Source organism: Bacillus sp. ISL-4 (assembly GCF_018613275.1).
GTDB classification, from domain to species: Bacteria; Bacillota; Bacilli; order Bacillales; family DSM-1321; genus Peribacillus; species Peribacillus simplex_E.
The window spans coordinates 1-13,212 of the sequence record NZ_JAGGQN010000062.1; the positions used below are offsets into that span (position 1 = coordinate 1).

Here is a 13,212-nt window from a genome sequence, read left to right on the forward strand (position 1 = left end):
GTATTAGGCACGCCGCCAGCGTTCGTCCTGAGCCAGGATCAAACTCTCCGAAGAAATGTTTGACTTGCTCATTTGCTTTTTTGATAGTGTGTGCTCACTTAAAATTTAACGTTGGCGCTTTGTTTTGTTCAGTTTTCAAAGAGCGATTTTTCGTCGTTACTTCGTAAGCGACTTCATTATCTTATCACTTACTCAACCTGATGTCAACAATTATTTAAAATTGTTTTTCGATTGAGCAATTGACGATGTCGTTATTGGCGACTCCTAATATATTATCAGGTTGATGAGTTATCGTCAATGGTTTAATTGGTTTTTTTTAAAAAAACTATAACATGATAAAAACCCCAAGGAGATATCCATGGGGTTTTCATAAGACTTCGACGCACTATCCTTTAAATGATCCAATAACCAATGGCCGCCAAAGCGGCAACTCCCGGTATTCCAAGCAAACCGGCGACTGCCGAGGTAACAGGGTTGATAGGTACATGAATGCCTGCTTGATTCCCAAGTGTATTCAAAAAGAACAAAAATGCTGCACCGATAATGACCTTTATAATCCCCTGCCCTATAAACCGGACTGGTCTTAATGGCGCCCCGATAATGAGGAGCATTAAAATCAGGCCGCCAATTACAGCAACAAAGACAACTGGTTCCAAACTCATTCCTCCCCGCAAGCTTGTACTACACTTATATGAAGAAGTCGATGGATTAAGAACTGAAAAAAAAATGGCCATGAGGAACACGCAATCCTTCACAGCCATTTCCTTATCATCTTTTTAAGCGGACATTCCTTCTTTTAACTTCCCTGAATAAGTAGAAATATTTCACTTCCGCCAGTCTCGTTTGGGCGATTACTTCCTCAGATGGATCAACGCTTTTTTCAAGTAATGATTTTTGATTATGCCAATTCCATTTCAAATGTTCAAGCTCTTCGATTAATGAATCATTGAATTCATTCCGAAGTTTCTTTTTTTTACGAAAGAACAAGTGAAGTCCTCCCAGCTATCTTATATTTCTCTTCTTCCTTCTATTGCTTTTGATAGCGTCACTTCATCCGCATACTCCAAATCTCCGCCAACAGGAAGTCCGTGGGCAATTCGGGTCACTTTGATGCCTGATGGTCTAAGCAACCGCGAAATATACATGGCTGTCGCTTCACCTTCAATGTTAGGATTAGTAGCCAAAATTACCTCTAGCACTGTTTCATCTTGAAGGCGCTTTAATAAATCAGGAATATTTATATCTTCCGGACCGATTCCGTCCATCGGGGAAATACTGCCATGCAGTACATGGTATAAACCATTGAACTCTCTCATCTTTTCCATAGCTATTACATCTTTCGGGTCCTGAACCACACAAATCAAACTTCTGTCCCTCTTTTGATCTTCGCAAATATAACAAGGATCTTGATCTGTAATATGACCACAGACTGAGCAATACATAAGATTCCGCTTAGCATTAACAAGTGCTTTTGCAAAATCCAAAACAGTATCTTCCTTCATGCTTAGTACATGAAAGGCTAATCGAGCAGCCGTTTTAGGACCAATCCCCGGCAATTTCATAAAACTGTCAATGAGCTTGGAAATTGGTTCTGGATAATGCATCGAATTCCTCCTAAAAATTTCAAAAGAAACCCCCTGAAAGGAAGTTTCTTTTGAACTTGCTTAAAACATACCCGGAAGGTTCATTCCCTTAGTGAATTGTCCCATCGTTTGGTTTGTCAGTTCTTCCGCCTTTTTCAAAGCATCGTTAGTCGCAGCCAGCACTAAATCCTGAAGCATATCGATATCATCCGGATCGACTACTTCCGGTTTGATGATTACATCGACTATTTCTTTATGTCCAGTAACGATGACCGTTACCATTCCGCCGCCAGCAGTTCCTTCAATCTTTTTTTCACCTAATTCTTCCTGTGCCTCTGCCATCTTCTTTTGCATCTTTTGCATTTGTTTCATCATGTTTTGCATATTACCGCCACGCATACCCATTTTCCATACCTCCAATTATTCTTTAATTTCAAGTAAATCATCGCCGACTAATTTTCTAGCCTCTGCTATAAAGGGATCTTCTTCTTTTGATTCCGTTTCTTCTGAACCGTCGAACTGCTGTGTTGAGATGAAGTCCTCCCGCAACCTTTGCCACTGGCTCTCCGGAACACCGGCTATCTCCATTCGGTGTCCGGTCAATTGCTGCATGATCGAGGCTATCACTTCCACGAAACGGTTATTTTCCATTGCCATTTGACAATGAATATCATATTTGAATTTTACCACAAAAGCTTCAGTAGACGCAGCAACAGGTTCTGCCTCCGTTAATAAAGCTGCCAATGATTTTTGGTTTTGCTGACCTAACTGTTCAAGCACTTCCCCCCACTTACTTTTCACAGCATTAAGATCTGGCTTCGTAGCTTGTTTCAAAATTTGATTGATTTTTCCTGCAGGTGCTTTATACGCCTTTTTAACGGACCTTTGCGCCTTAGCCTGCTCTGCAGGTTTTTCCGTCATGGCTGCCGGGATGCCGTTTTTCTGCATTTCGAATAACTTCTTCTCTAAATCTTCTATTTTCTGCAGCAGCTGTTGAAGCTGCCCGTTATCACTTTGATTTGCCCTTTGCTCATTACATAACTTCACAAGTGCCACTTCAAGGAAAATCCTTGGATGATTTGTCCATTTCATATCCTGCTGTGTTTGATTGAAGCTTTCAATAATGGAGTAAATCGATTCAGAAGAGATTACTTCTGCCAGTTCCTTAAATTGGGGATCTATCAAAACACGCTCGAAGGATTCTGCCAGTGCCGGTGCCGTTTGATATAAAAGCATGTCCCGGAAATAATAAATCATGTCTTCTATGAACCTAGCCGGGTCTTTTCCCATGGCCAGCAATTCTTCAAGGACTTCAAGCGCCACCGCTACTTCTTTATCATATATAGCCTTTGCCAGACGGCTTAAAAATGCCTGCGACACAGAACCAGTGACAGTCAATGCATCTTCCATAGAAACCGTCTCCGAACTGAAGGATATCGCTTGATCAAGAAGGCTTAGTGCATCTCGCATCCCGCCTTCGGCTGCCCTTGCAATGATATGCAGGGCTTGTTCATCACATGAAACACCTGTTTCTGCAATGATTTGTGACATCCTGCCAACTATATCTTGAGGCTGGATCCTTTTAAAATCAAACCTTTGGCAACGGGAAATGATCGTTAGTGGAATCTTATGAGGTTCAGTCGTCGCCAATATAAAAATCACGTGCTTCGGAGGTTCTTCCAATGTCTTTAAAAGCGCATTGAAAGCCCCTTGTGAAAGCATATGTACCTCATCGATGATATAAACTTTATATGTAACCGCGTTAGGAGCATATTTGACCTTATCACGAATGTCACGGATTTCCTCGACACCATTATTGGATGCTGCATCAATTTCTATAACATCTGATATGGAGCCATCGGTGATTCCGCGGCAGGTAGCACATTCGTTACAGGGCTCACTTGTCGGGGCATGCTCACAATTCACTGCTTTTGCTAGAATTTTGGCAGCACTTGTTTTCCCTGTTCCACGTGGACCGGAAAATAAATAGGCATGCGAAACCTTCTGCCCGACCAAGGCATTCTGCAACGTTTTCGTTACATGTTCCTGCCCGACTACATCAATGAATTGTTGTGGCCGCCATACCCGGTATAATGCTTGATACCCCACGGAAATCCCTCCTTCTTTTCTCCATCCTGTTTATTATACATTACTGATTTCCTTTATTTCAAAGTCTAAAAAGAAATTTCATCATTGCCTCATTTTTTTCAAAAATACCAAGCACTTTACCTTCTTGGCATAAAAAAAAACCCACCCGATACGAATGAGTTTTTTGTTTATGTAAAATAACTGCCGTGCACCTTCTGTCGATTAGCAACCATAAGCGTTACTTAAGCAGTTAGCTCGGCCCAGGCAACCCTGCGGCACATGAGAACTTCCACTTAATGCTGCTTCCTTCCGGACCTGACATGGTTCATGGAGTCCCATTGCGCAGGACCCGGGCGTCAACACCACTTACTTAAGGCAGGCCCTACAGAATGCTAACCTCGAGAAGGGATTCAACCTCGCTAGAGCGGATTGCGAGTACAGGGCACCGCTACCTCCCCGTCTAGCACGGCAAAAGTAATACCAATTTCACAGCGTCATGACGACGCATAATTCATTATACTAAGGTAACAAAAAAAACGCAAGTGTTGTTCATGAACAGTTTGATTCCAAATTTATCAAACGAAGCAAACTTTTTTTCGACATTCGTTTTTCCCCTATTTATTTTCTTCGGCAATCTTAAGTGCTTGCTCTCTTTTCAAAGTTTTCTTTCTATCCCTAAGCTCTTTAAAAAAAGAAGTCAATATCCAGCCGCACTCTTCCCCTAATACACCGCTTGTTACTTCACATTGATGGTTAAAGCGTTCATCTCGAAGTAAATCCATGAATGTCCCTGCACAGCCAGCCTTTGGATCATGCGCTCCAAAAACAACCCTTTTTACCCTTGATTGCAAGATGGCCCCAGCACACATGGGACAAGGTTCCAGCGTTACATATAATGTCGCATCTTCAAGGCGCCAACTGCCAAGTTCCTTGCAAGCCTCATTGATCGCAAGCAGCTCCGCATGTGCCGTCGCATTCTGTTCCGTTTCCCTTAGGTTATGCCCTGTCGAAATAACTTGATCATCTATTACGATTAAAGCGCCAATCGGCACTTCATTCAACATCTGCGCCTTTTTAGCTTCCTTTAAGGCTAAATTCATGTAATAAACATCATCCTTCATAAAAAAACCCCCTCATATTAAGTAGGAGTAAACAGACACATATAAGACAAAAATAAAGGTCATACTACTTGTTCTAATGAATAGTAACGCATGCGGCATACGTGCTGCAAGTAAATTCTCACAATACAGGAGGATATACCATGAATCGACCTGAATCACCTTCTTTTGCATTGCTCATCATTGATATGATCAATGATTTTGATTTCAAATACGGGAATATGCTCCTTGAACATACGGAACTTATCGTCGACCCGATTTTGAAATTAAAAAAGCAAATGAAAGAAAAAGGTTTTCCAATCATTTATATCAACGACCATTATGATTTATGGCAGGCGGACTTCGATAAAATTATTGATAGATGTAAAAATGAAGGAAATGCCTCATTAATCGAAAGGATAAAACCTGAACAGGACGAATTCTTTCTCATCAAGCCGAAGCACTCTGCATTTTATGGGACGGCACTCAATACACTACTTAAACGATTAAACGTAGAAACCCTGATCATTACTGGCATAGCTGGCAACATCTGCGTGCTATTCACTGCCAATGATGCCTATATGCGGGAATATAAATTATGGATTCCGAAGGATTGCATCGCTTCTGCATCAAAGGAAGATAATCGTTACGCATTAAAGATGATGAACCATGTTCTCAAGGCATCCATAAAAGAAGGTGAAGGCTTTTAAGCATTCAATCGAACATGGCACTAACCTACATACCACCCCCACTAAACACTCTTTCATTCTCTTTCTTTATCAACCTGACAAAAATGTCACTAAAGTCCCAAGTCTGTGATACAATATCTCTTGGCGAAAAACCTAATAACCGGGAATTTCAGCTTGATACCTCATGAAGGAGGACAGATTGGATGAATTCCACTCCATTTATCACCGTCGAAGGTCCAATCGGCGTGGGAAAAACATCACTTGCAAAAGTTATCGCAGATCATTTTCAAATTTCATTATTGAAGGAAATTGTAGATGAAAATCCATTTCTCGGAAAATTCTATAAAGATATTGATGAGTGGAGCTTTCAAACAGAAATGTTTTTTCTGTGTAACCGGTATAAACAATTGGAAGATATCGAAAAAAAGTATCTTACTAATAACCAAGCCGTGGTGGCTGATTACCATATATTCAAGAACTTGATATTTGCTGAACGAACGTTAAAGAACGGACAATACAATAAATACCTTGAAATATTCAACATTTTAACACGGGATATGCCTAAACCTAATATGGTGATTTATTTAAATGCAAGTCTCGATACTCTTATCTCCCGAATCGGTAAAAGAGGTCGTGAATTCGAAAAAAATATATCCTCCATTTATTTAGAGCAGTTATCCGCGGATTATCGAACATTCATGGAAGCATTTGAGAAACAGCACCCTGACATACCCGTTCTTACATTCAACGGAGATGAGCTGGATTTTGTCGGGAACAAGGATGATTTGAAAACGATAATCAGCCAAATAGAGAATGCCCTGCACAAAGGAGTAAAGTCAAATGAACTTACGAAAGAAATATAATATTCCAAACAACGCTGTCATTACGATAGCAGGGACGGTTGGCGTAGGAAAATCGACCATGACCAATGCTTTAGCCGATGCCCTTCAATTCAGGACATCCTTTGAAAAGGTTGATACGAACCCCTATCTGGATAAGTTTTACGATGATTTTAATCGTTGGAGTTTCCACCTGCAAATCTATTTCCTCGCTGAACGTTTTAAAGAGCAAAAAAAAATCTTCGAATATGGCGGCGGTTTTATCCAAGACCGTTCCATTTATGAAGACACCGGGATATTTGCAAAAATGCATTATGAAAAAGGCACGATGAATGATGTGGACTACGAAACTTATACAAGCCTTTTCAACGCCATGGTAATGACGCCATACTTCCCGCACCCTGATTTACTTATCTATCTCGAAGGTTCGCTGGATGATATCCTCGAACGGATCCAAGAGCGTGGCCGTCCAATGGAACAGCATACCCCAATTGAATATTGGCAGGAAATGCACGGCCGTTACGAAGAGTGGATAGATCAATTCAACGCCTGCCCTGTCCTTCGGTTAAATATAAACGAATATGACCTTATGCAGGATGAAGCAAGCATCGAACCTCTTATAAAACGGATTGCCGAATATATGGAGCAAACCAAGTTATTGCGAAATGTGTAAAACAGAAAAACCACCGGTTATCCGGTGGTTTTTTAATATATTAGAAAACAAAAATTCCGTTACATATCTGTAACGGAATTTATCGATATCCAATTTATGCGCTGTGGTTATTAATAAGTTATGGAGGAGGTAGAGGGATTCGAACCCCCGCGGGATTTGACTCCCCTGTCGGTTTTCAAGACCGATCCCTTCAGCCGGACTTGGGTATACCTCCGTATCAACATTTATTATATTACATGGAATTAAAATTAAAGTCAAGCCCTCTATAATGTTTTTTTAAAATAGTTTCAAACTTTGGTAAAAAGGAGAATCAGCCTCTTTAATCAGAAGCTGATTCCTTTTAACTTACGGCTTAATGACTTCCGCACCGCGCATATATGGACGTAATACTTCAGGAATGATAACACTGCCATCTTCCTGCTGATAATTTTCCAAAAGGGCAGCGACTGTACGGCCGATTGCCAGACCTGATCCATTTAGAGTATGGACATGTTCCGGTTTGCCTTTTGCATCACGTCTGAAGCGGATATTGGCCCGTCTAGCCTGGAATGCCTCAAAGTTACTGCAAGAAGAAATTTCTCGGTACGTCCCATAACTCGGGATCCAAACCTCGATATCATACTTTTTAGCAGCAGTGAATCCAAGATCTCCCGTACACATGCTCAGCACTCGGTATGGAAGGCCTAGCAATTGAAGGACCTTTTCGGCATGACCTGTGAGAATTTCCAATTCTGCATAAGAATCTTCCGGCTTCACAAACTTCACTAGTTCAACTTTATTGAACTGGTGCTGACGAATTAACCCGCGGGTATCACGACCAGCAGAGCCTGCCTCTGAACGGAATGAAGCGCTGTATGCCGCATAGCTTATCGGCAGATCGTCCGTGCTCATGATTTCATCACGATGGAAGTTTGTCACCGGGACTTCGGCTGTAGGAATCAAGAAGTAATCATCACTTTCGATACGGAAAGCATCCTCTTCGAATTTTGGCAATTGCCCTGTGCCAGTCATGCTTGCACGGTTCACCATATATGGCGGCAGCATTTCTTCATATCCGTGTTCCTCAACATGAAGGTCCAACATAAAGCTAATTAAAGCACGCTCTAATCGAGCACCAAGACCCCTATAAAATACAAATCGGCTTCCTGTCACTTTTGCTGCCCGTTCAAAATCCAGGATGCCTAAATCTCCAGCTACATCCCAGTGTGGTTTCGGTTCAAACTTGAATTCCGGTAACTCTCCCCATTTACGGATTTCGACATTATCGTCTTCCGTCTCTCCAACAGGCACACTTTCATGCGGAATATTCGGAATGGAAAGAAGTAATGTTTCTAACTGTGCTTCCACTTCACGAAGTTCATCATCGAACCCTTTGATACGGTCACCAACTTCACGCATTTGGGCAATCAACTGATTTGCATCCTTTTTTTCCCGTTTCAATACGGCCACTTGCTGTGAAACTTCATTTCTTTGGCTTTTCAACTTTTCCGTATCAGCAATCAAAGTCCGACGCTTTACATCAAGGTCCTCGAATTTACCCAAATCGGTCAAATCTTCTCCTCTAAATTGCAATACACGCTTCACTTCTTCAAAATTATTTCTTACATATTTCAAATCCAACATTTTCAGTTCCTCCTTAATAATTCGATGATTTATCAAAGAACGCAAAAAACTCCCGTCCCCTGAAGAAGGGACGAGAGTTAACCCGCGTTGCCACCCTAGTTGAAGGCGTATGAAAAACGCCTACCACTTATCTTGATAACGGCTTTTAACCGAAAGTATTTACTGACCCAAAAGGCTTTCCATACTCTGCTCCAGGAGGGATTCACAAAACTCTCACACCGATTTCCACCAGCCACCGGCTCTCTATAGAAAGAAATACTTGTTACTATTTCCTGTCATTGCTTTCTTATATAATCAGATTGTTTTCCATAATGTACTATAATTTTATACATTACGCAACCGTTTTATACGCGAAACTTAAAACCAGCCTTTAACAGTAGAAGCTACACTGCTCCATACGTCACCAAAGAATCCGCCAACCGCACGCATTGATAATACGAACCAGTTTGCCTTTTCAACAGATTCAGCAGCTACGACGTTAACCTTAATTGGATCGCCGTTAATGTACCCGTAATCTTCTCCTTTTTTAGGAGTGACTGTGATGTAACCTAGCTTTTCACCTTTTTTGATTGGTGCAGTAAGCTTACCATCATCATTCAATTTGTTTTTATCGATCACTAAATCTGTTTTATAGTTATCTTTCTCACCATTTTCAACAAGTAGCTCGATTGCCTTTTCAGATTGAATCTTAACGTTTTTTTCCTTGCCTTTTACTACTGAAAGTGTTTCTTTCCCTTTCACCTGGTAATTGGCTGGAAGGACTTTTTCCTTTTTAAAGGTTGCATAAGCATAGTTCATAAGCTTAGTGCTATCTGCAAAACGTTCGTTTTTATTAGTGGACTTCATAACCACCGTGATATAGCGCTGACCGTCTCGGATAACCGTCCCTGTATGTCCATAACCGGCAAAGTCGGTAGATCCCGTTTTTAGTCCATCTACGCCTTTATATTCAAATATCAGACCTGGCAACATCCAGTTGAAGTTCGGATATTCTTTTCCATCACGGAACTTCAATTTAGGAATGCTGGCGATTTTTAACACTTCCGGATAATCGTTTATTAAACGATAAGCAAGAAGACCAATATCTTTTGCTGTCATGATATTTTCATCATCTTCATTACCAGAAGGATATTGCCCTAATAAATCGGAGTTATTCAAACCGCTGGCATTAACGAATTTATGGTTTTTCAAGCCTAGTTCCTTTGCTTTTTCGTTCATTAACTTAACGAAGCTCTTTTCACTTCCGGAAACCAACTGTGCTAAAGCTACTGTTGCCGCATTTCCGGAATAGACGGCCATAGCTTGATATAGTTCCTTAACTGTATAATCTTCACCTTCCGTTAACCCAACATTCGACAAATTAGGTGCTTTTGAAAGGTCATGTACGTATTTATTTATTTTAACTTTCTGATCCCAACTGATTTTCCCATTTTTGATTGACTCCATTATGATGTACTCGGTCATCATTTTAGACATGGATGCAATCCCTAATACTTCATCGGCATTTTTTTCATACACGATTTGTCCTGTTTCACCATCAATGATGATGGCTGCCTCTGCTTTTAAACCCAAATTATCAGATTCAGCAACAGCTTCCCCCGGTTGATAGGCAAATTGCGACATAACAAGAACTAAAACAAAAGTGAAAATGAGGGTCATCTTGCTGATTTTTTTCAATTTCCAATACCTCCAACTTTTAAGCTAATCTCTATAACAAAGGAGAAACTTTATGTAATTCCCTTGACACCTTGTATAGTTTATCACAGAAGAAATAAAAAAAATAGACAGAGTAATCGCAGACTCTGTCTATTTTAACAATAAATTTTAATGACGATTATATGTTAAATTCATTACATTGAGTAGTTCGGTGCTTCTTTGGTAATTTGGACATCATGAGGATGACTTTCCCTTAACCCAGCACCGGTCATTTTGACAAATTGAGAGTTTTCTCTCAACTCTTCCAATGTGGCTGTACCGCAATATCCCATACCTGAACGAATGCCGCCAATCAGTTGGAAAATGGTATCTGAAAGAGGTCCTTTGTATGGAAGGCGCCCTTCGATGCCTTCCGGTACGAATTTCTTGTTATCTTCTTGGAAGTAACGATCTTTAGATCCCTTTTCCATTGCAGCAACGGAGCCCATACCCCGATACACTTTAAAACGGCGACCTTGGAAAATTTCCGTTTCGCCTGGGCTTTCAGTTACACCTGCAAGCATACTGCCAAGCATTACTGCATGTCCGCCTGCAGCCAGGGCTTTAACGATATCACCAGAGTATTTAATTCCGCCATCAGCAATAATCGTTTTACCATGTTTTCTTGCTTCTGTTGCACAATCGAAAACTGCCGTGATTTGTGGAACACCTACACCAGCCACAACCCTTGTCGTACAGATTGACCCTGGTCCGATGCCCACTTTGACTACATCGGCACCCGCTTCAATCAATGCCTTCGTTCCTTCAGCCGTTGCCACATTACCGGCAATGATCGTCAATTCAGGATATGTCCCGCGGATTTCCTTCACCATTTCAAGGACGCCTTCTGAATGACCGTGAGCAGTATCAAGTACGATTGCATCGACATGGGACTTAACTAGCATTTCTACACGCTTCATTGTATCCTTAGTCACTCCGACTGCAGCACCTGCAAGTAATCTTCCTTGCTTATCTTTCGCCGAATTCGGGAACTCAATGACTTTCTCAATATCCTTGATCGTAATAAGTCCTTTAAGGACTCCATTATCGTCTACAAGGGGAAGCTTTTCAATTTTGTACTTTTGAAGAATCTTCTCTGCTTGTTCCAAGTTAGTTCCCACTGGCGCTGTGACCAGATTCTCTACAGTCATGACACTGGAAATCTTCAAGGAAAAATCGGAAATAAATCGCAAATCACGGTTTGTAATGATACCCACAAGTTTTTGGTCCTCTATATTGTTGACTACAGGGACACCCGAAATCCGATATTTACCCATTAAATGCTCTGCATCAAATACCTGGTGATCCGGCGTTAAGAAAAATGGATCGGTAATTACACCGCTTTCTGAACGTTTTACTTTATCCACCAGTTCAGCCTGTGCTTCAATGGACATATTTTTATGAATGATACCTAAACCGCCTTGACGAGCCATGGCAATTGCCATCTCAGCTTCTGTCACGGTATCCATTCCTGCACTGATGATAGGAAGGTTGAGCTTTAAGTTTTCAGCTAAGTTGACTTGAAGGTTAACATCTTTCGGCAAAACCTCTGATTTCGCTGGAATTAATAGGACATCATCAAAGGTTAAACCTTCTTTTGCAAATTTATTTTCCCACATTTTTTTCCCCTCCTGCTTAAAAATATTATTTGTAGGTTATCAATAGGACATACTACTGTCAAGAAGAGAAATAAAAGTTTGATTATTCTATTAATTCGGAGGATAGCTGCAATGCCTGAAAACAATGATAATTTCGATAAATATACCCCTTTTTTTTCCGCATCTTCCTCACAACTTTTTTTACAAAAATGTTACACGCATGAAAAAATAGCAGAAGCGGAAATAAAAAGTTACGATAATTGTTATCCATTTATTTACCATCTTGAACATGCTAAAACTTATTATAATCAGGCTGCCATTGCACCACTTTCCATACAACCAATCTTAACATTTTATGGATTCGCCCAATTGTTAAAGGCTTGCCTGCTCACGATCGATCCCAACTATCCAGAATCAACTTCGATGCTTGCCCATGGGGTTACTACGAGAAAAAAGAAAAAACAGCAATATGAATTTTTAAAGGATGAAGTTAAAACGCAAAAGAATGGACTTTTCACCTGTATTGCCGAGAAGTTATTTCATATCAAGCATCTGGAGGGTGAAAAATTTTCCATGGGAACGCTGATAAAGGAAATCCCGGATATGCAAAACTTTACATGGTCCGTTTCCAAGAAAAATTTCGTCGCCATGTTACCCTCTTCGAACGGTTTTCAATTGCCCTCGGCGATATTGGATAGCTATCAAATGTCCAGCAGTCGAATGGAAGAATTTTTGAAAGCTAAAACAAATCAAGTTTACAGTATTTCAGAAGAGTCTGGGACACTGCATTTAAAAACTGATGGCATTCCTATTCATAATGCCTCTTCCCCAATACGGTATAATTTGGCAGAAAGGCAGTTCATGCTATCACTCAATAAAGATTCGTCAGCTTTTTCATTACCTGAACTTTTGATCCATTATTTGATTTCTTATAACCTTAGCATAATAGCTCGTTATGAAACAGAATGGTGGGCAGAACTGATGAAAACCATGCCCAATGATGATTACCCTTGCATTGTGCAATTCCTTAAAATAAGCCAAGCTAAGGTGCCATTTTTAATATTTGAATGGATTAAGTCCGAGAGGTTCCACTTTTGATCCTTCCAACATCCAATTGGTCAAATTGATCTATCCCGAACGACGAAAAAGACCAGCCGGATGGCTGATCTTTTTAAATGGCTTGGCGGCGTCCTACTCTCACAGGGGGAAACCCCCAACTACCATCGGCGCTGAAGAGCTTAACTGCCGTGTTCGGAATGGGAACGGGTGTGACCTCTTCGCTATCGCCACCAAACATAAAAGGAACGTTGTTCCTCAAAACCGAACA

At 40.8% G+C, this 13,212-nt stretch carries 13 protein-coding genes, 1 tRNA gene, 1 rRNA gene, 1 other RNA gene and 1 other annotated feature; of the genes, 4 read left to right on the forward strand and 12 right to left on the reverse strand.

Annotation, left to right across the window (positions count from 1 at the left end; all coding sequences use genetic code 11):
• Positions 1 to 392: 392 nt before the first annotated feature.
• The 7 genes from J7J00_RS25770 to tadA all read right to left on the reverse strand — a co-directional run bounded on the left by J7J00_RS25770 (position 393) and on the right by tadA (position 4,792).
• Positions 393 to 662: a pro-sigmaK processing inhibitor BofA family protein gene (locus J7J00_RS25770; RefSeq protein ID WP_377402698.1), complete on the reverse strand. Its 270-nt coding sequence runs from the start codon at positions 660 to 662 to the stop codon at positions 393 to 395.
• A gap of 106 nt (positions 663 to 768) precedes the next feature.
• Positions 769 to 987, reverse strand: a complete 219-nt coding sequence (locus tag J7J00_RS25775) for a YaaL family protein (RefSeq protein WP_063236519.1) — start codon at positions 985 to 987, stop codon at positions 769 to 771.
• Positions 988 to 1,007: 20 nt separating this feature from the next.
• On the reverse strand, positions 1,008 to 1,604 hold the full coding sequence (gene recR / locus J7J00_RS25780; RefSeq protein WP_034316264.1) for a recombination mediator RecR: 597 nt from the start codon (positions 1,602 to 1,604) through the stop codon (positions 1,008 to 1,010).
• 60 nt (positions 1,605 to 1,664) lie between these two features.
• Positions 1,665 to 1,982: a YbaB/EbfC family nucleoid-associated protein gene (locus tag J7J00_RS25785; protein ID WP_053348895.1), complete on the reverse strand. Its 318-nt coding sequence runs from the start codon at positions 1,980 to 1,982 to the stop codon at positions 1,665 to 1,667.
• A gap of 21 nt (positions 1,983 to 2,003) precedes the next feature.
• Complete coding sequence (gene dnaX / locus J7J00_RS25790; RefSeq protein ID WP_214795786.1) at positions 2,004 to 3,692, reverse strand: DNA polymerase III subunit gamma/tau; 1,689 nt, start codon at positions 3,690 to 3,692, stop codon at positions 2,004 to 2,006.
• Between the two features lie 183 nt (positions 3,693 to 3,875).
• An RNA gene (gene ffs / locus J7J00_RS25795) (signal recognition particle sRNA large type) lies at positions 3,876 to 4,140 on the reverse strand.
• A 145-nt stretch (positions 4,141 to 4,285) separates the two neighbouring features.
• A complete protein-coding gene (tadA, locus tag J7J00_RS25800; protein ID WP_214795787.1) occupies positions 4,286 to 4,792 on the reverse strand; it encodes a tRNA adenosine(34) deaminase TadA in 507 nt (168 codons plus the stop codon).
• A 140-nt stretch (positions 4,793 to 4,932) separates the two neighbouring features.
• Between tadA and J7J00_RS25805 the strand changes: the two genes are divergently transcribed.
• The 3 genes from J7J00_RS25805 to J7J00_RS25815 all read left to right on the forward strand — a co-directional run bounded on the left by J7J00_RS25805 (position 4,933) and on the right by J7J00_RS25815 (position 6,969).
• Positions 4,933 to 5,478 carry a cysteine hydrolase family protein gene (locus J7J00_RS25805; protein WP_214795788.1) on the forward strand — a complete coding sequence of 182 codons (546 nt, stop codon included), beginning with the start codon at positions 4,933 to 4,935 and terminating at the stop codon, positions 5,476 to 5,478.
• A gap of 182 nt (positions 5,479 to 5,660) precedes the next feature.
• Positions 5,661 to 6,320: a deoxynucleoside kinase gene (locus J7J00_RS25810; RefSeq protein WP_214795790.1), complete on the forward strand. Its 660-nt coding sequence runs from the start codon at positions 5,661 to 5,663 to the stop codon at positions 6,318 to 6,320.
• Positions 6,298 to 6,969, forward strand: a complete 672-nt coding sequence (locus J7J00_RS25815; RefSeq protein ID WP_214795792.1) for a deoxynucleoside kinase — start codon at positions 6,298 to 6,300, stop codon at positions 6,967 to 6,969. Before J7J00_RS25810 ends, J7J00_RS25815 begins: the two co-directional genes overlap by 23 nt.
• Positions 6,970 to 7,090: 121 nt before the next feature.
• Here the strand turns inward: J7J00_RS25815 and J7J00_RS25820 are convergent.
• The 4 genes from J7J00_RS25820 to guaB all read right to left on the reverse strand — a co-directional run bounded on the left by J7J00_RS25820 (position 7,091) and on the right by guaB (position 11,906).
• Positions 7,091 to 7,183, reverse strand: a tRNA-Ser gene (locus J7J00_RS25820).
• A gap of 131 nt (positions 7,184 to 7,314) precedes the next feature.
• Positions 7,315 to 8,592, reverse strand: a complete 1,278-nt coding sequence (gene serS, locus J7J00_RS25825) for a serine--tRNA ligase (RefSeq protein ID WP_214795794.1) — start codon at positions 8,590 to 8,592, stop codon at positions 7,315 to 7,317.
• A 63-nt stretch (positions 8,593 to 8,655) separates the two neighbouring features.
• Positions 8,656 to 8,880, reverse strand: a binding site (T-box leader).
• A 69-nt stretch (positions 8,881 to 8,949) separates the two neighbouring features.
• The gene (locus tag J7J00_RS25830) at positions 8,950 to 10,269 is read right to left on the reverse strand and encodes a D-alanyl-D-alanine carboxypeptidase family protein (RefSeq protein ID WP_286201578.1); all 1,320 of its coding nucleotides are present in this window, start codon (positions 10,267 to 10,269) and stop codon (positions 8,950 to 8,952) included.
• 173 nt (positions 10,270 to 10,442) lie between these two features.
• Complete coding sequence (gene guaB / locus J7J00_RS25835; RefSeq protein ID WP_063236531.1) at positions 10,443 to 11,906, reverse strand: IMP dehydrogenase; 1,464 nt, start codon at positions 11,904 to 11,906, stop codon at positions 10,443 to 10,445.
• A gap of 111 nt (positions 11,907 to 12,017) precedes the next feature.
• Between guaB and J7J00_RS25840 the strand changes: the two genes are divergently transcribed.
• Entirely contained in the window at positions 12,018 to 12,983 is a 966-nt protein-coding gene (locus tag J7J00_RS25840) for a YaaC family protein (protein WP_214795796.1), read from the forward strand.
• A gap of 80 nt (positions 12,984 to 13,063) precedes the next feature.
• Here J7J00_RS25840 and rrf read toward each other — a convergent pair.
• Positions 13,064 to 13,179 (reverse strand): 5S ribosomal RNA (rrf, locus tag J7J00_RS25845).
• Positions 13,180 to 13,212: the final 33 nt, after the last annotated feature.

What these genes read in the sequence shown, in the direction of transcription:
- J7J00_RS25770 (WP_377402698.1), bottom strand. Translation starts at nt 662, where the DNA reads ATGAGTTTGGAACCAGTTGTCTTTGTTGCTGTAATTGGCGGCCTGATT.
- recR (WP_034316264.1), bottom strand. Translation starts at nt 1,604, where the DNA reads ATGCATTATCCAGAACCAATTTCCAAGCTCATTGACAGTTTTATGAAA.
- J7J00_RS25785 (WP_053348895.1), bottom strand. Translation starts at nt 1,982, where the DNA reads ATGCGTGGCGGTAATATGCAAAACATGATGAAACAAATGCAAAAGATG.
- tadA (WP_214795787.1), bottom strand. Translation starts at nt 4,792, where the DNA reads ATGAAGGATGATGTTTATTACATGAATTTAGCCTTAAAGGAAGCTAAA.
- J7J00_RS25805 (WP_214795788.1), top strand. Translation starts at nt 4,933, where the DNA reads ATGAATCGACCTGAATCACCTTCTTTTGCATTGCTCATCATTGATATG.
- J7J00_RS25810 (WP_214795790.1), top strand. Translation starts at nt 5,661, where the DNA reads ATGAATTCCACTCCATTTATCACCGTCGAAGGTCCAATCGGCGTGGGA.
- J7J00_RS25815 (WP_214795792.1), top strand. Translation starts at nt 6,298, where the DNA reads ATGAACTTACGAAAGAAATATAATATTCCAAACAACGCTGTCATTACG.
- serS (WP_214795794.1), bottom strand. Translation starts at nt 8,592, where the DNA reads ATGTTGGATTTGAAATATGTAAGAAATAATTTTGAAGAAGTGAAGCGT.
- guaB (WP_063236531.1), bottom strand. Translation starts at nt 11,906, where the DNA reads ATGTGGGAAAATAAATTTGCAAAAGAAGGTTTAACCTTTGATGATGTC.
- J7J00_RS25840 (WP_214795796.1), top strand. Translation starts at nt 12,018, where the DNA reads ATGCCTGAAAACAATGATAATTTCGATAAATATACCCCTTTTTTTTCC.